The 20367-nt window shown below is 43.8% G+C and carries 17 protein-coding genes; 11 read left to right on the plus strand and 6 right to left on the minus strand.

All coding sequences use genetic code 11. From position 1 onward, the window contains the following. The first annotated feature begins 152 nt into the window (after positions 1–152). Positions 153–2636, plus strand: a complete 2484-nt coding sequence (locus RCH20_RS09280; RefSeq protein WP_327193395.1) for a site-specific recombinase — start codon at positions 153–155, stop codon at positions 2634–2636. Between the two features lie 187 nt (positions 2637–2823). Here RCH20_RS09280 and RCH20_RS09285 read toward each other — a convergent pair whose 3' ends face one another. The 3 genes from RCH20_RS09285 to pdxA form a co-directional block, all read right to left on the minus strand. Then, a complete protein-coding gene (locus tag RCH20_RS09285) occupies positions 2824–3663 on the minus strand; it encodes a symmetrical bis(5'-nucleosyl)-tetraphosphatase (RefSeq protein ID WP_327193396.1) in 840 nt (279 codons plus the stop codon). 93 nt (positions 3664–3756) lie between these two features. Beyond that, positions 3757–4626 carry a 16S rRNA (adenine(1518)-N(6)/adenine(1519)-N(6))-dimethyltransferase RsmA gene (rsmA, locus tag RCH20_RS09290; protein WP_209957195.1) on the minus strand — a complete coding sequence of 290 codons (870 nt, stop codon included), beginning with the start codon at positions 4624–4626 and terminating at the stop codon, positions 3757–3759. Between the two features lie 199 nt (positions 4627–4825). Next, on the minus strand, positions 4826–5914 hold the full coding sequence (pdxA, locus tag RCH20_RS09295) for a 4-hydroxythreonine-4-phosphate dehydrogenase PdxA (protein WP_327193397.1): 1089 nt from the start codon (positions 5912–5914) through the stop codon (positions 4826–4828). A 309-nt stretch (positions 5915–6223) separates the two neighbouring features. Between pdxA and dnaB the strand changes: the two genes are divergently transcribed. From dnaB to argF, 3 genes are all read left to right on the plus strand, one after another. Continuing rightward, positions 6224–7624, plus strand: a complete 1401-nt coding sequence (dnaB, locus tag RCH20_RS09300; RefSeq protein ID WP_209957190.1) for a replicative DNA helicase — start codon at positions 6224–6226, stop codon at positions 7622–7624. 163 nt (positions 7625–7787) lie between these two features. Beyond that, positions 7788–8894, plus strand: coding sequence for an alanine racemase (alr, locus tag RCH20_RS09305; protein WP_327193398.1), 1107 nt, complete (start codon positions 7788–7790; stop codon positions 8892–8894). A gap of 187 nt (positions 8895–9081) precedes the next feature. Further along, complete coding sequence (gene argF / locus RCH20_RS09310; RefSeq protein ID WP_209957186.1) at positions 9082–10005, plus strand: ornithine carbamoyltransferase; 924 nt, start codon at positions 9082–9084, stop codon at positions 10003–10005. A 217-nt stretch (positions 10006–10222) separates the two neighbouring features. Here the strand turns inward: argF and rpiA are convergent, their stop codons facing one another. After that, positions 10223–10885: a ribose-5-phosphate isomerase RpiA gene (rpiA, locus tag RCH20_RS09315; protein ID WP_327193399.1), complete on the minus strand. Its 663-nt coding sequence runs from the start codon at positions 10883–10885 to the stop codon at positions 10223–10225. Between the two features lie 318 nt (positions 10886–11203). Here rpiA and ilvA point away from each other — a divergent pair, with 318 nt between their 5' ends. The 7 genes from ilvA to RCH20_RS09350 all read left to right on the plus strand — a co-directional run bounded on the left by ilvA (position 11204) and on the right by RCH20_RS09350 (position 18095). Further along, on the plus strand, positions 11204–12757 hold the full coding sequence (gene ilvA / locus RCH20_RS09320; protein ID WP_209957180.1) for a threonine ammonia-lyase, biosynthetic: 1554 nt from the start codon (positions 11204–11206) through the stop codon (positions 12755–12757). Between the two features lie 686 nt (positions 12758–13443). After that, a complete protein-coding gene (locus tag RCH20_RS09325) occupies positions 13444–13866 on the plus strand; it encodes an RNA-binding S4 domain-containing protein (protein ID WP_209957178.1) in 423 nt (140 codons plus the stop codon). Between the two features lie 230 nt (positions 13867–14096). Next, on the plus strand, positions 14097–14621 hold the full coding sequence (locus tag RCH20_RS09330; RefSeq protein ID WP_209957176.1) for a low molecular weight protein-tyrosine-phosphatase: 525 nt from the start codon (positions 14097–14099) through the stop codon (positions 14619–14621). A 202-nt stretch (positions 14622–14823) separates the two neighbouring features. After that, positions 14824–15864, plus strand: coding sequence for a UDP-N-acetylmuramate dehydrogenase (gene murB / locus RCH20_RS09335; protein ID WP_327193418.1), 1041 nt, complete (start codon positions 14824–14826; stop codon positions 15862–15864). Continuing rightward, positions 15854–16624, plus strand: a complete 771-nt coding sequence (locus tag RCH20_RS09340) for a YdcF family protein (protein ID WP_327193419.1) — start codon at positions 15854–15856, stop codon at positions 16622–16624. Before murB ends, RCH20_RS09340 begins: the two co-directional genes overlap by 11 nt. 123 nt (positions 16625–16747) lie before the next feature. Then, positions 16748–17065 (plus strand): cbb3-type cytochrome oxidase assembly protein CcoS, encoded by a 318-nt coding sequence (ccoS, locus tag RCH20_RS09345; protein WP_327193400.1) that lies wholly within the window; start codon positions 16748–16750, stop codon positions 17063–17065. 115 nt (positions 17066–17180) lie between these two features. Beyond that, on the plus strand, positions 17181–18095 hold the full coding sequence (locus RCH20_RS09350; protein WP_209957172.1) for a sulfite exporter TauE/SafE family protein: 915 nt from the start codon (positions 17181–17183) through the stop codon (positions 18093–18095). A 259-nt stretch (positions 18096–18354) separates the two neighbouring features. Here RCH20_RS09350 and RCH20_RS09355 read toward each other — a convergent pair whose 3' ends face one another. Next, positions 18355–19509 carry a DEAD/DEAH box helicase gene (locus tag RCH20_RS09355; protein ID WP_209957169.1) on the minus strand — a complete coding sequence of 385 codons (1155 nt, stop codon included), beginning with the start codon at positions 19507–19509 and terminating at the stop codon, positions 18355–18357. A gap of 257 nt (positions 19510–19766) precedes the next feature. After that, positions 19767–19982: a cold-shock protein gene (locus RCH20_RS09360; protein ID WP_209957167.1), complete on the minus strand. Its 216-nt coding sequence runs from the start codon at positions 19980–19982 to the stop codon at positions 19767–19769. Positions 19983–20367 lie beyond the last annotated feature (385 nt).

The raw sequence follows: 20367 nt of genomic DNA on the forward strand, positions 1-20367 counted from the left end.
AACTAAACGCTTAAAACTAGATATTTAAAACTGAACGCTTATTAACCCGTTACTCTATCTGCAAATAACCTTACTGCTGTGAATATTTAATATTAGGTTACTTAATTGTAAATACCGCTGATCACTATTTAAATAACAACAAAGGGTACAAGGTGTCAGGAATAAAATACATTTTACAGCAGATTACTGCCTTGAGTGAAGTGCCCGATCCTTCGGTGCTCAAACGCTTGATCGATGAATTGCGAGTATCTGAAAAAGAACCAGCGCTTGCCAACGAGAAGATCCAGGTCCTCATCGATATTTTGCGTCAGCATCCAGAATATGGAGATGGGCTTGCAAGCTTTGTCTTAAAGCTTATTATCGAATATCGCCAAATTGCCCTGTATACCGATACAGGTATCATGTCAGATGAAGGATTTTTCAGTAGCCTACGCCGCTTAGTAGGCCACCGTTTTTTACCGTTATTACCGCAAGATGATTCAGTCGTTGAGTTGGTTGGTTATTTGTTCAATAAAAAACAAGATGAGCAGTGGCTCGCCAATATTGACAAAGACAAATGGGACACCCTAGTTGAGTTATTTAAGGTTAAAGAAGAGCACTTAGACTTGGTCGCTACCACCAAGAACAGTATATTGAACGCTATCGTTATTCTGTCCTATCGTATTAGTGGTATTGGGCTGCATCCTGATTTGATGGAAGCTTATCCACAAATACTGAACTACTCAGCGTCCTTTGTTGCCCAAAACCAAGAAGCCGTATTATTCGTTAATCAATATCGGCAAGCGCATGAGCTAGATAGCTTGACCGACATTACACCTGAACAAGCAGTTAACCCTGCTCCCCTATTGGTCATGCTTGAGCAGTGTGAAGGTATCGTCGCCACCGTGCGTAAGCGTATTTATAAAACCGGTATCTCTATTCGTCTGACCAATATGATGTTACGACTGGATCAAAGCTTACAGCGCATGCGAGTCTTGACTGAATTGGTGGCGGCTGACGCGCTTAAGCGTGATAGGGCAATTATTGAACTGATTCAAACACTAGTGATTACTGCCAATCGACGCTATAGCATCGGCTATCTAATCGATAACAATACCAAGCTGTTATCACGTAAAGTCACTGACAATGCCAGCCGGGTCGGTGAACATTACATTAGTACTGATAAGTCAGGCTATCAAAAAATGTTTAGAAAAGCCTCGATTGGTGGCTTTATCATTGCCTTTATGGCTACTATTAAAATAGTGACTTATCAGCTGGCGATTGCGCCCATGGTTCGTGCCTTTGTAAACAGCATGATTTATGGTCTAGGCTTTGTCTTCATTCATATTGTTCATGGTACGGTAGCAACCAAACAGCCCGCTATGACCGCTGCCGCTATTGCTTCGACCATCTCTGATAGCTCTGGAAAAAAATCACATCAGCTGACTAAACTATCAGAGCTAGTGGTCGATATCTTGCGAACTCAGTTCATCGCTATTATGGGCAATATAATGATGGCGATACCCGTGGCGCTGATTATCTCGTTTGCGTGGCTGCACTATACGGGCACACCGATGATTAATGCGGATAAAGCAGGGCATCTGTTGCATGAGCTAGATCCTTTTCGCTCATTGGCTCTACCTCATGCCGCCATTGCTGGGGTCTATTTGTTTTTGTCTGGGCTTATTGCCGGCTATTATGATAATTTGGCCGTTTATAACAATATTGGCGCGCGAATTCGCCGGCATTGGTTGTTACAGTACTTATTACCTAAGTCATGGCTTCAACGTTTGGGTGGTTTTATAGAAACCAATCTCGGCGCTATTATGGGCAATTTTATCTTTGGGGTATTTTTAGGCAGTACCGCCACCATCGGCTTCTTATTTGGCTTGCCAATTGATATTCGACATATTGCTTTTGCTTCCGCAAACTTGGCACATGGTCTGTTTAACCTATCGGCCACACAGATGAATTGGGAAGTGATTTTACTGTCTATCCTTGGGGTCGCGCTGATCGGTATGGTCAATTTAATAGTCAGTTTCTCACTGGCACTATTTGTTGCTTTGCGCTCTAAAGAAGTCAAATTCTTTGAATGGAGTCGTTTAACCAAACAAATTTTTAGCCATATGATTACGCATCCCACAGACTTTTTCTGGCCACGCGATAAACCTATGAAATACGCGCGCATCGATAGCCAAGGTCATATGATTTTTGACGATAGCGCAGCACAAAATAGTGGTAAACCGCTGCCCAGTAATTATGTGGTCAGACGTTTGTCTGATGTGAAGATATTTCCTAAATCTATGCAGGCCGATACCCAAGGTAAGCAAGCAACGACAGATATATATTATGACAATCAGCCAAAAAGTAATAACACTGACAGTAATTTGAACAACAATGAAGAAAGGGCCACTCATACTACAACAGCCCAGATCCTATCTAAAAAAGTAATAGATCTCGACGATGGCTTGATAGATAGTGAGCTTAACAGTGTCCCCTATAGCGATGATATACAATATGATAAGACGACTAAGACACTTGGTGCGATCAGTGATGGCCGACAAAATAGTGATCACGAAAGCTCCAACGGCAAGGCTGCTGGAGATACCAAGATGCCACTTCCTAAACCCAAAAAACCGCCCAACTTACCCCATTAACTTGGTTGTAAGCTAAGACAGCTATTTAAATGGGCTTAAAAATCTTAATATGAGCATCATAAAATGATTTAAAGTGAGTCAAATATAAAATTAATCTCTGAGTGTAGAGTGGAAACTGTAACTGGCTTAATTAAAGAAGAATATTAAGCCAATTTAACTCTCTAGCAGAATTATCCTTGGTTCATTATCACTGCGGCACAGAGCAATCAGCGCTAGAAGTGATCACTTTACCATCACTTAATCGGTAGGCCAGCAGGTAATTACCCCATACACAGCCGCCATCAAGTGCGCGGGCGTGCGGTAAATCGACCTCACCTTTAAGCGCGGCCCAATGTCCAAATAATATCTTACGTGCACGTGGCACTTGCCATGCAAACCATGGTAAAAAATCAACTGGCATCGGCTGGTCTAGACTTGAGGTAAAACTAAACTCAAGCGACCCGTCCTGCTTACACAGCCGCATACGAGTAAAATAATTAGCAATCGCTCTTATCTTAGTAAAGCCATTAATATCAGCGTGCCAATTATCAGCCGTTTTGCTATATAAATGTGGCAGCACACGATCAAGATGATGTAAACTGCCTCGCAGCTGTGTTTCTAGCTGCTGAGCGTAACCTTCCGCATCCTCTAAGCTCCAATGCGGCGGAATACCCGCATGCACCAATACCGTATGGGTATCGGGGTAAGCCAATATCGGCTGGTGACGTAACCACTGTAATAACTCTTCGCTATCTTCAGCAGCAAAAATTGGGGCCGTCCTGTCTTTTTTCTTAATCTTAGTCGCCCCCCGCCATACCGCGAGCAAGTTCAAATCATGATTGCCCAAAACAGTTGCTGCAGCGCCTTGCTCACATAACGCCTTGACATCGCGCAAGGTATTTAGTGAGTCTTCGCCGCGTGCCACTAAATCACCGGCAAACCATAACTTATCTTGAGTCGGGTCAAAATTTAAGGTGTTAAGTAACTGACGATACGCGCCATGGCAACCTTGCAAGTCACCGATGACATATTGGTGGCGAAAACTCATAGGACCTCGATTGCTAATACTTGATACTAAAGACCAAAATAACCTTTATCGGTGACAAAGGTACTATAGCTTTCTATTTCTGGCTCTCTATTTCTAAACCTCTACTTGTAAATGACGCGCATGATTGCTTAAATTCACAAAGTCACTAACACTTAAGGTCTCTGGACGCGCTTGTGGGTCTATAGCGCAAGCGGCAAAATCGTCTTCGCTTAAGGTGGGTAACAGAGTGGATTTCTTAAAAATAGCGCGTAGGGTTTTGCGACGATGATTAAAGGTGTCGCGTACGACCAGGGCAAAATGTTGTTCATCTTCTGCTACTACTGGCTTGTTGATATGTGGAGTCAGGCGAAAAAAAGCACTGGTTACTTTGGGCGGCGGATTAAAAGCGCCTCTAGGGACGGTCAATAAATAATCAGTATCGCAATGATACTGCATGATCACCGATAGACGTCCGTAAGTCTTGCTACCAACATCGGCGGTAATACGCTCGACCACTTCCTTTTGCAACATAAAATGCATGTCTTGAATGACATCAGCGTAGCTGAGCAAATGAAACAGGATCGGGGTGGAAATGTTGTACGGTAGATTGCCCACCACACGTAGCTTACCGCGCTCAGGACTGTATAGCTCACGATAATCAACGTGCATGGCATTGGCTTTGATAATCGTAAAGTTTGGATGGCTGTTAGCACCAATCCGAATCCGTAAGCTGTCTGCTAAGTCGCGATCAAGCTCAACAACGGTCATGGCATCAACGTCAGCCAGTAACGGCTCAGTCAACGCACCCATACCAGGACCAATTTCTATTAGATTGTCATCACGATCCAAACGTATGCTATCGATAATCTGGCGAATCACACTACCGTCATGCAAGAAGTTTTGACCGAAGCGTTTGCGTGGCTGGTGTTTGGCAGTACGCAAACTGGCAGATAAGGTTTGGGCGTCAAACGAAGGTTTAGACATAAATAGTTCTTAATTTATAAAAATGAAATGATAGAGGCCATTAATAATGGCAGAACAAATGATAGTGCTTTGACTTTAAATTATACCACAGCTCATAATTAGGCTACATTGTCGTCCTACTATTAATTTATGTTCTTAGTAATGTATATTCTTAGGGATTGGTCTTATTAAGTTAATAAAGCTAATGCTCAATTAAGTATTAGCCTTTGACAATCAGCGCCTTGTCGGCCATTTCATTTGCCATCACTAGCGCTTGGTATAAGCTCGTAGCACTTGCACCGCCGCGACCCGCCAAATCAAGCGCAGTACCATGATCTACAGACGTCCGAATATAAGGCAATCCTAACGTTAGATTGACGGTATCACCAAAGCCATGTGACTTAAGTACCGGCAGTCCTTGGTCATGATACATCGCAATGACCACATCACAGTGCTCCAAATGTCTTGGCGTAAATAACGTATCAGCTGGCATCGCCTCAGAAATGTCTATCCCTGCAGCGATAAACTCTTGCAAAACGGGATTGATAATTTCACTCTCTTCCACACCCAGGTGTCCACCCTCGCCAGCATGCGGATTTAGACCACAAACTAAAATTCGCGGTTTTGCGAGACCAAACTTTGACTGCATATCATCGAGCACAATTTGTATGGTCTGACGTACATTCTCTTGAGTGATAGCAGCGGGCACATCTTTAAGCGCTAAATGAGTGGTTACCAGGGCCACTTTCATGGTGGGATTGGCCAGCATCATCACCACTTTATCACAGCCACTTTGCTGCATAAAAAATTCTGTATGACCACTAAACATGGTGCCATCTAGCAACTTGATATCAGCATCAATCAGCGCCGATTTTTGTAGTGGTCCAGTGACGATAGCCGCAACCGTGTTGCCGGACGCCAGCTGATGGGCGATTTCTAATTGCCGCGCCACCATTAACGCATTGTTAATCTCAATGTGTCCGGCGACTACAGGCGCGCCACAAGGCATATCAAGTAAAGTAAACCTGCTGTCATTAGCGTCATTATCAACAGCCGCCTGCTGTGAAATCTGCGTTATAAAGTCATCGACATCCGCTTGTGCCGTGACCGTTTGCCAAGAGGGACAGGTCTTTAATACGCCGGCAGCGACCAATTTATCGGCCCGCGCTTGCATGGCTTCAGCTTCAGCAGTGACCCAGATAGGTCGCGCAAAATCCTGTAGTTTACCTTGCTGTGCTAATAGCAGCACCACGTCCATGCCAATGCCCGCAGGCTCACCAGTAGTAATTAGTAGAGGTAGTTTTTGCATTGTGTCAGTGTCCTTGTTGATTCTATAAGTATAGGATTTTATTGTATTTTTTTATTATTGGTATCAGGGTCATTTAAGTGATCAGTCGTTAAGTCAAGCGACTGGTGAATGCAGATAAATTAGCCATTAGAAACCTAAGAAAGAGAATAATGTGGTAGACTTTCGCCTTTGATTGTAGCATTTACTGACAAGCGGTGAAGAAGCGTTTTGGTATTTCTATCATAGAAGTACGACTCACTTTTTTAACGGTACCCGACTGTTATTTTTTATACCGATTTCTGAATACCGACTTTTAATAATTAGGCACCCATGGCAGACACCGACAAGACCGACGACTTGCTCAATCAGCAACCGCCACACAATATTGATATTGAAAAAGCCTTGCTGGCTTCTTTAATGAGTATTGAAGAGGCGTATGAAAAGATTGCCGATATCGTCACTAAAGACGACTTCTACGCGGGGCGACACCAATATATTTTTGATGCTATCGCTCACTTGGCGGCAGTAAACGAGCCTTATGACACGGTAATGGTCCATGACTGGTTAGAATCTCAAAAACTACTCAAAAACGCAGGTGGTGACAGTTATTTAGCGGATATTTTGAGCCAAAGCCCCGCGACTCTGTTTAACCTGACCGCTTATGCTCAGCGCGTCCGCGAACTGTCCACCTTGCGCCAGTTAATCACTACAGGCAATGAGATGCTCACTCTAGCCTATCATCCTAAAGATCAAACCGTCAGTGATATTTTAGACAATGTTGAGGCCAAAATATTTAGTATTAACGAGCAGCATAACAAGCGCGCTGAACAACGTGGCCCAGTTGGCATTACATCCGTATTGAGCAACGTTATCGACAAGATTCAAGAGCTCAAATCCAACCCTGATGGCATGATTGGTTTGCAAACCCCATTTACTGAGCTTAACAATAAGACGCAAGGTCTACAAGCCGGTGATTTAGTGATTGTCGCTGCGCGTCCGTCTATGGGTAAGACCACATTTGCTATGAACTTAGCAGAAGGCATTCTGTTCAATGAAGATCTGCCAGTAGTGGTGTTTTCTATGGAAATGCCGGCGGAATCAATCGTTATGCGCCTATTGTCCTCATGGGGGGCGATTAATCAGACCCATTTACGCTCAGGACAAATGAACGAGGATGAATGGGCCAAGATGATGAATGCCATTCAGCATCTACAATCTAAGCATCTTTATATCGACGATAGTACAGCATTGCCTCCTTCAGAGCTGCGTTCTCGCTGTCGCCGTATCGCCAAAAACCATGACGGAAAGTTAGGCGCTATCATCGTTGATTATCTACAATTAATGAAAGTTCCTGGTCTTGATACCAACCGGGTTGGAGAGATTTCTGAGATATCTCGTAGCCTTAAAGCTTTAGCCCGTGAGCTTGAATGTCCAGTCATTGCGCTATCGCAGCTGAACCGTAGTCTAGAAAACCGTCCAAATAAACGCCCTATCATGTCAGATTTGCGTGAATCTGGTGCTATTGAGCAGGATGCCGATTTGATTATGTTTATCTATCGCGATGAGGTCTATAATGAGAACTCAGACCACAAGGGCGTGGCTGAAATTATTATTGGTAAACAACGTAACGGCCCCATCGGTACTTTACGCTTAGCTTTTGAGGGACAATTTACCCGTTTTACCAACCTCACACCTGAATATTATCAAGGCGTTACCTTTGATGATGAATAGCACTCAGTCGTGATTAATAGTAAACAAACCTTTTAGCAACACAACTGATAATACAGTTGATAGCACATTTAATAATACGGCGCTACTGATCGTAAATCGCTATTCATAACAATAGCTTTGACTACTCAGTGGCTTGAAAACCCTGCTAACAAAGAAGCCGATCATGCGCACTATTACCATTAAATCGCAAGCCCTCACTCATAACCTCAACCAAGTAAAAAAACTTGCTCCTCACGCTAAAGTCCTAGCCATGGTAAAAGCCAATGCTTACGGTCATGGTATTAAAGCGGTCTTGCCAGCATTGCAGCAAGCAGATGGTATTGGGCTGGCAACTTTTAGTGAAGCAGTAGAAGCGCGGCAATTAGGCTGGGATAAAACGATTGGTTTAATCGAAGGGGTGTTCAGTGCTGATGAGTGGCAGCAGGCTATTGAGCAATCGTTCAGTTGTGTGATTCATCATGATCCGCAGTTGGATTGGGCGTTAGCAAATGTACCGCCGGCGAATAGTCCAACACGGCAGGTATGGCTCAAATACAATACCGGCATGAATCGTCTAGGCTTTGATGAGCAAACCATTGTCCAAGCAGCGCAGCGTCTGCATGATGCCGGCTACCAACTGATTCTTGCCACTCATTTTGCTAATGCAGATGATTATAACCACCCATTGAATGCTATTCAAATACAGCGTTTTTCTGACATGCTGAATGTTCTACGAGAGGGTGTTGACCGAGACATCAAAGGATCATTATGCAATTCAGCAGGATTAGTGAATTTTCCTGACAACCATTATGACTGGGTGCGCCCAGGCATTATATTATATGGTAGCTCACCGCTTACGGATAACTCTGCTGCTGACTTAGGTTTACAGCCTGTAATGGTCTTTAGTGCACAAATTATGGCTTTCCAAACCGTCAAAGCTGGTGATGCTGTTGGTTACGGTAGTCGCTGGGCTGCGCTACAAGATACCAGAACGGCGCTGGTCAGCATAGGCTATGGTGACGGTTACCCACGGGTACTCAATGAAGATGCTTATGTTTGTGTCATTGATAAAGCGAGTAACCAAAGCTACCCATGCCCCATTCGTGGTCGGGTCGCGATGGATATGATTGTTATTGATATCAGCGCAGCACCCAAAGATATTGCTTTAAATAGCGAGGTAGTGCTGTGGGGCGGTGCACCTCACGTTGATGAGGTGGCCACTCATGCCGGTACTATTGGCTATGAGCTACTGTGCCGACTTAGTACACGTCCAGTACGCATACAAGATTAATCCTTGTAAAACGCTAATATGCTTAACTCTCCTCTTACAGACTTAGTTATTATGGCGAAATTGGGCGTTTACATTGGCATTAATTACGCTATACTAAAAGTTTGTTGTCACCATAGTATAGCTACTAATGCGATGCTATTGACGGCTGATAACGTTTCATTGACTGTGATTGACTGCTAGGATTGTTATGAGTTTGCGCCATTTTTTGACCTTATCTGATTTAACCAAACAAGAACTAGAAGCCCTTATAAAACGCGCAAGCGAACTACGTAAAATGCAACATGCTGGCGAGATTTATCAGCCCTTTGTTGGTCGTACGCTAGGTATGATCTTTGAGAAGTCATCAACCCGTACGCGCATATCTTTTGAGACTGGCATGGGCCAATTTGGTGGTAATGCTATTTTCTTATCGCCAAAAGACACTCAGCTCGGTCGTGGTGAGCCATTAGAGGACTCAGCACGTGTGATATCAAGTATGGTCGATATCGTTATGATTCGTACCTTTGAACATCAAATTGTTGAAACTTTTGCAGAATATTCCAGTGTGCCGATTATAAATGCGCTTACCAACGAGTTCCATCCTTGTCAGCTGCTTGCCGATATGCAGACCTATCATGAGCACCGCGGTAGTATCGAGAATAAAATCGTGACCTGGGTGGGTGACGGCAATAATATGTGCTCTTCATTCATGCAGGCCGCAAATCAATTCGGCTTTGAGCTGCGCGTGGCGGCTCCCTATGGCTTTGAGCCTGACCCTGAGCTTATGAAACGTTTTTCACACTGCGTCAGCCTGGTTGAAAATGTCCAAGATGCGGCCAAAGACTCAAACTTGATTGTCACAGACGTGTGGGCAAGTATGGGGCAAGAGTCTGAACAAAGCACCCGGGCGCGCCGCTTTGCCCCTTATCAAGTGACGCCATCACTATTAGATAAAGCCGATCCGGAAGTGGTTTTCATGCACTGCTTGCCTGCGCATCGCGGCGAAGAAATCTCGCATGATATGCTTGATGATCCACGCTCAGTAGTGTGGGATGAAGCAGAAAACCGCCTACATGCGCAGAAGGCATTAATGGAATTTTTATTAAAGGATAAAATTAAGCTGCCTGCTTAATAAAGACATTAATGAAACAAAGCGTTCTAAAGGTAATCTTGTAGAGAAATAGCGTACCTAAAAATCATAGACAATAATAAAGGCAGGTTACCTTGGTAACCTGCCTTTATTATGCCCCTTCAATAGCGCTTATGGCCTAGCTAGTATTGTTGTTATTTTTCGCAAGCAGATACGTTTAGAGTCAATATCATTCTTACTATTATCAATAGGTAATCCATTAAGAACGCATCAATACATCTACTCCAGTACTGTTGGCTTTTAATAACACATCCGCTTGATTGGCCGCAAAAACCCCATTGCATACCACGCCCACGATATTATTTAACTGTTGTTCCAACGCCAGTGGATTACTAACATCCAAGTCATAAGTGTCTAAAATAACATTGCCATAATCAGTGACAAAGTTCTCTCGATATACGGGCTCACCGCCCATTTGTGCTAATTGGCGGGCGACATAAGAGCGCGCTTGTGGCAATACTTCAATGGGTACTGGAAACTCGCGCCCAAGAAACTTAACCATTTTGCTATCATCAACCATACAGATAAACTTGTTGGATGCGGCTGCGACAATTTTTTCACGGGTCAATGCCCCGCCGCCACCTTTAATCAATTGCAAATGTTCATTCACCTCATCAGCACCATCAATATAGACATCCAGCGTACCCGCAAAATTTAAATCAACTATTTCTATCCCTAAAGCCTTGAGCCTATCTTCTGTCACCTGCGAGCTGGCAACCGCACCGGCAAGCTTCAGCGAGGGCAATAACTCAATCAGACAGTTGACGGTACTACCTGTCCCCACACCAAGTATCATATCGTCTTCGATATAACGTAGAGCAGCCTTAGCGGCGGCTTGCTTTTGTGCGTGCTGATCGCTCATCATAAATCCTTGGCAAGGTAAACTTATCACTATAAAACAGGTAAAATGCGCGGCCATTATAACTGATGGCTATGACGGATGTCAGGGTGATGCTGATTTTAATTTAGTCACTGTTTGGTTGCCGCACATTGCTCCCATAGACTATATTTATCTAAAATAAAGGCTAGTAGGCACTCTATAAGCCAAATTATCCAGCGACCAGGTTATTAAAAATTGCAATTGCATCTTGCAAGATGTTAAAAATCAGCATAGGCTGAGCTATTTCATTTTTATCTTCATCTATCACCTATTTATTCATCACCTAAACTAGGAGTCATTATGCTGTCACACTGGGTACGAGCCATATTGCAAGCTACCGTCTATGACGTTGCCATTCAAACCCCACTTGAGCCTGCACCCAAGCTAACCCAGCGTTTTGCTAATGACATTCGCCTCAAGCGCGAAGACTTGCAGCCAGTTTTTTCGTTTAAATTACGCGGTGCTTATAACCGTATTAGTCAACTGAGCGACGAGCAAAAATCTCATGGCGTTATTTGTGCTTCAGCGGGTAACCATGCTCAAGGCGTCGCTTATTCTGCCCGCAAGTTGTCACTAAAGAACATTATCGTTATGCCAACCACTACTCCTGATATTAAGGTTGATGCGGTCAAGGCGTTAGGTGGCAACGTTGACTTGCATGGCGATAGCTTTGACGAGGCCAACCGCTACGCAATCGACCTTGCGCAGCGTGAAGGCTTGACCTTTATTCCACCTTATGATGATGAGCTAGTGATTGCTGGACAAGGCACCATTGGTCTTGAACTGACCCAACAATGGCGCAATATGGATTATGTCTTCGTGGCAGTAGGCGGCGGCGGTCTGATTTCGGGCATTGCTGCATTCTTAGGCGAAGTGGCGCCACACGTCAAAGTTATCGCCGTAGAGGCCGATCAATCCGCTTGTCTAAAGGCGGCACTCGAAGCGGGCTCGCGCGTGAAACTCGAACAAGTTGGCTTATTCGTCGATGGGGTGGCAGTGGCGCAAATTGGTGAATTACCTTTTGACGTTATTCGTACCCAAAAAAGTGATAATTCAGGACCGATTGTTGAGCCTGAAGTCGTGACCTGTACTAATGATGAAGTCTGTGCTGCTATTAAAGACGTTTTTGAAGAAAATCGTAGTATCGTTGAGCCAGCTGGCGCACTATCAGTGGCTGGCATGAAAAAATATATCAAGGCACATGACTTGCAAGGCAAAAACTGTGTGGGTATCATCTGTGGTGCCAACATGAACTTTGACCGTTTGCGTTATATCGCGGAACGTACTGAAATTGGCGAGAAGAAAGAAGCTATTTTTGCAGTGACGATTCCTGAGCAAACCGGTGCATTTTTAAACTTCTGTCGCAGCTTACATGGTCGTAATATCACTGAGTTTAACTACCGTGCGGATAACCAGCTGTCTCCAGACTCTATGGACCCTGCGGCAATATTTGTCGGTATCGGTTTAAAAGAAGGCGATAAAGAGCGGCAAACAATCAGTAATCAGTTAGCAGCTGACGGCTATGCGGCGCATGACTTAACTGATGATGATATTGCCAAATCGCATATTCGCCATCTAATTGGTGGCCATGCTCACGTGGCAAACGAACAGTTATTAAAAGTCACCTTCCCTGAACGTCCTGGCGCGTTATTAACTTTTTTAGAAAAGTTGGGCGATGATTTTAATATTACCCTGTTCCATTATCGCAATCATGGTGCTGCTGAAGGTCGGGTATTAGTTGGCTTACAAGCTTCTGAAAGCAATTCGCGTTTACTACAAGACGCGCTACTCGATATCGGCTATGACTGTACTGCTATTAATGACAATATCGGCTATCAGCTATTTTTGAAATAGGCTAGCCGCTACTGGTGGTCCAAGAATAGCTACTACCAGCATAGTTACTAGTAGTGACACCCAGTTAAAAACGATTTTGATCTTTATACCGAGTGACCTATCGTTTTTATAACGGGTTACCTTACTCGTAAAACTCTAATTTATCAAAAAGCGCTGAGAGTCACATCTTGGTTAAATATATTTTAAGATTCAGGGCATTATATCAGTCCTAATTAGTATTCAACCAAGGCAAAGACTCATAAAAAAGTGCCTACTTAAAATGATTAAAGTATACCTATGCAATTATCCATTGAAGATGCTTGAAAATGCTTGAAAATGCTTGAAAATGCTTGAAAATGCTTGAAAATGCTTGAAAATGCTGGGAAGCTTAAGTGGATTTTAGGAAAAATGCCCTCATATTAAGAAAGTATCTCAGATATTCTGTAGTCACTATCGGACGCGCCAGCTGATTATATTGATGCCAGGCGTAAAGCCATTATTAGGTTCGAGCTCGCCATAGCCGAAGTTAGTTTTATAGTAATACTCTAAAATCGCTTAGTTATAGCATTACTTTAGTATCAGTCATTTAAGTATAAAATCAGTTACTTATAAGCGACTTGAATATAAAATCTCGATAACCCATTAATACTTATACTTTTTACACAGATTGACAGTATCTTATCCAATCTGTATTCAAAGGAATCACTATGAAAAATAATCTTGATAATAGCAACCAAGCCTTACTCAAAATTCGCCTCGATAAATGGCTATGGGCGGCACGATTTTATCGGACGCGCACTCTTGCTAAGCAGGCTATTGAGAGTGGACGTGTCCATTATGGCGGTAGCCGTGTAAAGACCAGTAAAGAGATTGCGATCGGAGACGAGTTAACGATTCGCCAGGGCTCGGCAACCGCAATGACAGAAAAAACAGTTATCGTTGAAGCCTTAACGGCGCAACGTGGCAACGCCGACGCCGCACAAGTTTTATATTCAGAAACTGAAGACAGTGAAGAGCGCCGCGCTTATTATGCCGAACAGCGCAAATTGGCCAATCTTGCTCGACCAGATAACAAGCCCAATAAGAAAGAGCGCCGTGAGTTGCATCGCTTTAAAAACAATCAGGACTAACGACTAGGCACAATTGACGGACTATTAAAAGCTGTCTAAATATTATATACGCTATAGATTCAGCGTCCATCCATTGAATGACCCTATTGTTTAGCCTCTGCCCTTGCCATTCGTGCCATTAACCGTTACGCTGAGGGTTGATTTTCTTACTCATTTGCATGCTAATAAACAGCATTACCCGTGCTGGTTTCTTATGGCATGCTTTTTTTGTTGTCATAAAAGGTTGTCTTATGCAGGTTAAAGCATCTACCCCATCGTCTGTATTGTTGGTTTGTTTGGGCAATATCTGTAGGTCACCCACTGCCGAAGAGATCTTTCGTCAGCAAGTGGCTATAGCAGGGTTTGCGATGAAAGTAGACTCAGCAGGTACAGGGGACTGGCATATCGGCCACGCACCAGATGCCCGTGCACAGCGCCACGCTAAAACTCATGGCTATAACATCAGTAAATTGGTAGCCCGCCAGGTGAGTGCCGACGATTTCCGTAATTTTGATTTGATTTTGGCCATGGACGCGCAAAACTTGGCAGACTTACAAGTACTTAAAGACAGCATTGTCGATTCAGACAACGCAACAGCCATTACTGATCCATCGAAAAGACTGGCCAAGCTGGCCTTATTTAGCGAAGAAGATCCGACCTATGGCGGTGATGATGTTCCTGATCCCTATCAAGGTGACGGCGATGCTTTTGAAGACGTGATTAAACGTATTGAGTCAAGTGCACAGGCTTGGATTGAGAGTTGGAAGACCCTATAGAAATAAGATGCTAGATTTCTCGTCCTTTTGATCAGCGTATCCTCTATAATAAGCACCGCATGACTTGTTATTTACTCGCTAAACAGGCTACCTTATGACCTCAGATGTGCGCCTTGATCTCAGTGTCCAGTGTGATTTATCCCCTGGCTTTGCATATGAAAGATTATGTGATGAGCCATATGACCTATCACATGCCAATACTATGGCGCTGGCATGTGTTGCCGACTCCGTAGTGATGTTAGCGGATGAGGCGCAGCTTGACAGCTTTATGGCAAGTTATCAAAAAACCGCTGAACATAATCGACCATTATTTGTGCTGTCCGGCGGTAGCAATGTGTTGTTACCCGCACAATTAAATGCAATTGTACTGCGACCACAAATGCGCGGTATCACCGTCAAAGCTCAGACAGAAACCCATGTCGATATCGAAGTTATGGCCGGGGAAAACTGGCATGATTTAGTCATCTATACAGTCGAGCAAGGCTGGTATGGACTTGAAAATCTCGCCCTCATTCCAGGTTTGACCGGTGCCGCCCCCATTCAGAATATTGGCGCTTATGGCGTTCAGTTAGAAGACTGTTTGCAGTATGTGCGTGCCTATCATTTACCCACCGGGACCTGGCGGCACCTATCGGCCATTGACTGCGAATTTGGTTATCGGGACAGTGTCTTTAAACGCTCGCCAAATACATGGCTGATCAGTCGCGTGGGTTTTCGTCTGCATCTAGATCCAACACAAGTTTTAGCCAGTTATGGCGATGTGCAATCGGTAGCGCAGAATTATGCTGCGCAAAACCGACGCACACAGCCCACTCCTGCTGATGTGATGCAAGCCATTATCGATATTCGCACACAAAAACTGCCGGACCCTAAGCATCTGCCTAATTGTGGGAGTTTCTTTCAAAACCCTGTTATTAGTAATGCCCAATTTGCAGCACTGCAAGTCACTTACCCTGATATTGTCGGCTACTCCATGCCTGAGTCCATGGTTAAGGTCGCCGCAGGCTGGCTGATTGAGCAAGCGGGTTTAAAAGGTGGCGGTATTGCCCCCATTCTTACGCATCAACAACAGGCACTAGTGCTTACCAATCACAGGCCTTATCAGGCCACTCAAAAAGATGTGGCTCAAGCCCAACGGTATATTTCGACTTGTGTTTACAATAAATTTGCGATTACCTTATCTCGTGAGCCTATTTTAGTGAATGCTGATGGCTCAATTGGGCATGGCACGCATGTGGTCTAAAAAGTCGTGGTCTAAGAATCTATCACGATATTACCTGCGATCAGCTGAACGGATGGCCAAACTGTTTCGTATTATTAATATTACCTTTATACTCGGATCAACGTCCGTCATCTTAGTGCTTATTAGTTTATTCACGCCGCTATTTTCGCAAACGGTTGTCTATATACTAAATCATCTGCCTTTACCCAATATGCCAGCCGCCATTATGAATGCACCACCGACCGCTTACGTGGTGCTTGGTGGTGGTCTCACTAATGATAATAACAATCAGATTATTCTCAATCGCTATAGCCTCAACCGCGTTCGTACTGCAGCCACCGCCTATCACGATCTACCACTACCTATTGTATTAAGTGGGGCTGAAGCGCCTTGGCTTAGCCAGTGGCTCATCGAACATGGTATTGAGGGCTTAATAAGTGAAAATGCCAGTATGAATACCTGCGAAAATGCACGCTTTACCGCCAAACGTATTCCGCTACATCATGTCTATCTTATTACCGATAGCTACCATATGGCTCGTGCACGACGACAGTTTGCTCTAAACAGCATTAATAGCACCCCAATTAATGCGCCCTTGCCCGTCAGACGCGATTGGATGGCACCGGCACAAAACCTGAGTCATTCAAGGCGCGCTGTTTATGAAATTGCGGCTTACCTACGTGATGTGCTACGCCCACAACTAGACTGTCGCCGCGCCGAAGATATAACACCGCAACAGTTATTAACGCCCAGAGGCAGCGCGGTAAAGACTTTCAATTAAAATCTATGTCTAAAACACGTTTGTATCCTATGTAATCTTGCTCATTCTTTCCCCCGATAGCAGTCACTTAATATGCCAATAATCAGCGTATAATATAGTGAACTGTCAGCTAAGAGGTCTATAATGCTCAGCATATTCTTATTAATTCCATTGAGCTTGATGTTGTTTGTGGTGGCTATTTGGGCAGTACGCTATGCGGTAAAATCCAACCAGTTTGAAGACCTAGATAACGCCTCTCAGCGCATTATTTTAGATGACCGCCAAGAGCGCAGACAAACCATTCAGGCTCATGAGCAAACTGAGGCTACTGTTGATGGTGCTGACACCTCACTTACCGACAACAACATCAATAACGATGCCAATGATCATCAACCAGTCGATAGCGTCAAGGTAGATGATGCAGTTAGCCTTACTGATACGAATCACACCCCGAAAATATAAAGCCTTGATAGGTATTACTTGCCTGCGTTTTCTGGTGGTGGCCAGTATACTTAGTAAATGACTGTCGATAAAAAATAGAGTTACATTTCAATATTTATTGTAGGAGATACTCATTATGACCACCGCCTTATTGGTCGCAGCATTATTGATGGGGTTTTTTGGTTCACCGCATTGTTTGGGTATGTGCGGCGGTCTGGTGACGGCATTTGGGCTGTCTATGAAAGATGTCAGTCCAGCTAAGCGCCGTGCTCTGGTCGCCACCTATCATCTGGGACGTCTAACCAGTTACGCATTCTTAGGCTTAGTCGCAGGACTTATTGGTACCACTGTGTTAGAGCCGTTAATGAAGGGTAATAGTACGCCGCGTATTTTACTGGGATTGGTACTGGTTTTTGTTGGCGTGACCATGCTTGGCGCACCCTTTTTGACCAAGCTTGAGCGTTTTGGTATGCGCTTTTGGCAGTACCTTAGCCCACTTCGTCAAAAAGTATTTCCACTAACCACTTTCCCACGTGCACTAACTGCTGGTCTACTTTGGGGCTTCTTGCCTTGTGGCTTGGTCTACGGTGCCCTACTTATCGCAATAGTCGCCCACAATCCGTTGAGCGGTGCAGCATTGATGTTTGTCTTTGGCTTAGGTACAGTGCCAATGCTGGTTGCCACGCACGAAACCGTTGGCTGGTTACGCGATAAGATTGGACGTTTTCGCCTAAGACAGCTGAATGGCGCTATTATGGTGTTATCTGGCTTAGCAGTTATTGTTGTACCCATGGTAATGGCTAACATGCACAGTGGGCATGGCGGTGGCGATGCCCAGATGGATCATGGCAGCCACTCTGCTATGACGACGTCTAATCCGGAACGTTCTGAAGCAACCACGGCCGATATGAGTCAAATGAATCACGACATGACGCCCGATAGCGATAATGCTATGGATCATAGTATGCAAGACATGAGCACTATGCCAGATGTTACGTCGAATAATATGCCAAGTACTATGCCAAGCGATCGTGATACGAACACTAATTAGTCCACTACCTTGAATCAAGATTAATGAGAAGCTAGTGAGTCATCACCACACCAAGTTAAGAGCATCACATTATTAATGTCCATAAAAATCCCTTAACGCCAATCATGACGGTAAGGGCTTTTTATTTTGAACACGATGGCCAATGAGCAAGACCTCAATCGACTACAAGCAAAACCAGTTCGAGTTGTGGCTGGTTTATTAAAGCCGGTACATTAAGCCAGTCTGATGCTACAACAGGTTGATGTTTGCGCTATAACAACTATTGTTGCCACTGCTCAAGGGTAAACTTAGTATCTAAATGCTTCTCTAACGCCGGTATATTAAAAGCATCGTCCTCACTGACAAAGCTGATACTGATTCCTGTCTGACCGGCACGCCCTGTACGACCAATGCGATGCACGTAATCATCCGGCTGATCGGGTAAGGTATAGTTGACCACATGACTGATATCATCAACATGAATGCCTCGTCCCGCCACATCAGTCGCTACCAAAATAGAGGCATGACCATCTTTAAAGCGTTGTAAGTATTTTTCACGCTTTTGCTGAATGACATCACCTGATAGCATCACAATTTTGTGTGCTTGACGTAGCTTATGATAGAGACGCTTCACTTGATCTTTACGATTGGCAAATACAATCACTTTTTCCACCGCTGTGTCGGTAATAATGCGCTGTAGAGCTTCTAGCTTCTGATCTTCTGTGAGTAAGTAAAAATGCTGATCAACCAGCTCACTGGTCTTATGCTCCGGCTCAATTTCAACGAATTGTGGCTCATGTAACCAACGATAGGCCAAGTTCATCACATCTTGGTTAAATGTTGCTGAAAACAATAAACTTTGACGATCAGTGTTGGGCGGCATCCGTCCTACTAAACGCTTGATATCAGGGATAAAACCCATATCCAACATACGATCTGCTTCATCTAATACCAGTACTTCCACCCGATCAAGATAAACCATACCTTTATTCATTAGATCAATCAGACGTCCAGGTGTGGCAATCAGAATATCGACGTATTGGCGCTCAAGCTCGTGCTGCTGAGTTTCATAATTGGTGCCACCCATGATACAGACACTATGTAACGAGGTATATTTGGTCAGCATGATGCAATCATCAAATATTTGCTGAGCCAGCTCGCGTGTTGGTGCCATAACGACCGCGCGTGGCTCGCCTAAATAACGCTCTTCATCAGGAGTAAAGGGACGAGTAAGTAGCGCTTCCATAATAGTGAGCAAAAATGTTGCCGTCTTGCCAGTACCGGTTTGCGCCTGGCCGATGGCATCTTGATGTGCCAATGTGTGCGGTAATATTTGGGCTTGAATAGGAGTCAGTTGGGTGAAACCTAAATCACTTACCGCGCGTAGGGTCGGCGCTGAAAGTGGCAAATCAGTAAATGTCGTAAAATTACTCAAAAAATCATCCTTTTATATTGACCGCTTGTATATTAACCAGTGATGGGCTCACGGTAAGCCTTGTGGTAGCCAGTATATAAATACAAATGACTATATTTCTGTAAACCAAAAACATAAAAAAGCCAAGCCTGACATCTGTCTCTTACCAAATACGCTGCGATAAACTCAACATCGGTAAGATCAGACGGGCTTGACTTAGTAGTATATCAGTAGTTTATACAGACATTATAGCTAAACTACCCTAATGTCTATGCGGATCACTCTTCTACTTTTCTGACCTCTTCAGCTTGAAGACCTTTATCGCCTTCTACCACACTGAATTCAACTTTTTCGCCGTCTTTTAGAGAACGATAACCATCACCTTGAATCGCACGGAAATGGACGAAAATATCTTCTCCACTATCACGTTGAATGAAACCAAAGCCTTTTGAATCATTAAACCACTTTACAATACCTTCCTCACGAGCTGACATAATATTACTTCCTAAAAAGTTTATTTAGCCCCAAATTCCTTTGCAACATTGCATATAAACGGGGTCTAAAATTATGAGATCAAAATCTAAGAGTACTGCTCTAAATACTGTTGTTCAAACATTTCAAGTTTATATTCATAGCCACTTTTATCATTTGGTGTGCACCATTTAACAAAAGACTTTCTAAATCAAGACGATTATATTTTATCCGTATTGATTAGTGCTACCATCATGATGGAATCACTCCTTAGAACATAATAAGTAACAAACTTACAATACTTATTACTTAAAAATATCATAGCACGGGTTTTTAGTAACATAAAGTCTTTTAATATGATTTTTAAAGGCTAACGCAGTTTTTTAGACAATTTTTTATAATTTAGCC

Origin of the sequence: Psychrobacter sp. PL15 (assembly GCF_035984995.1) — a bacterium.
GTDB lineage: Bacteria > Pseudomonadota > Gammaproteobacteria > Pseudomonadales > Moraxellaceae > Psychrobacter.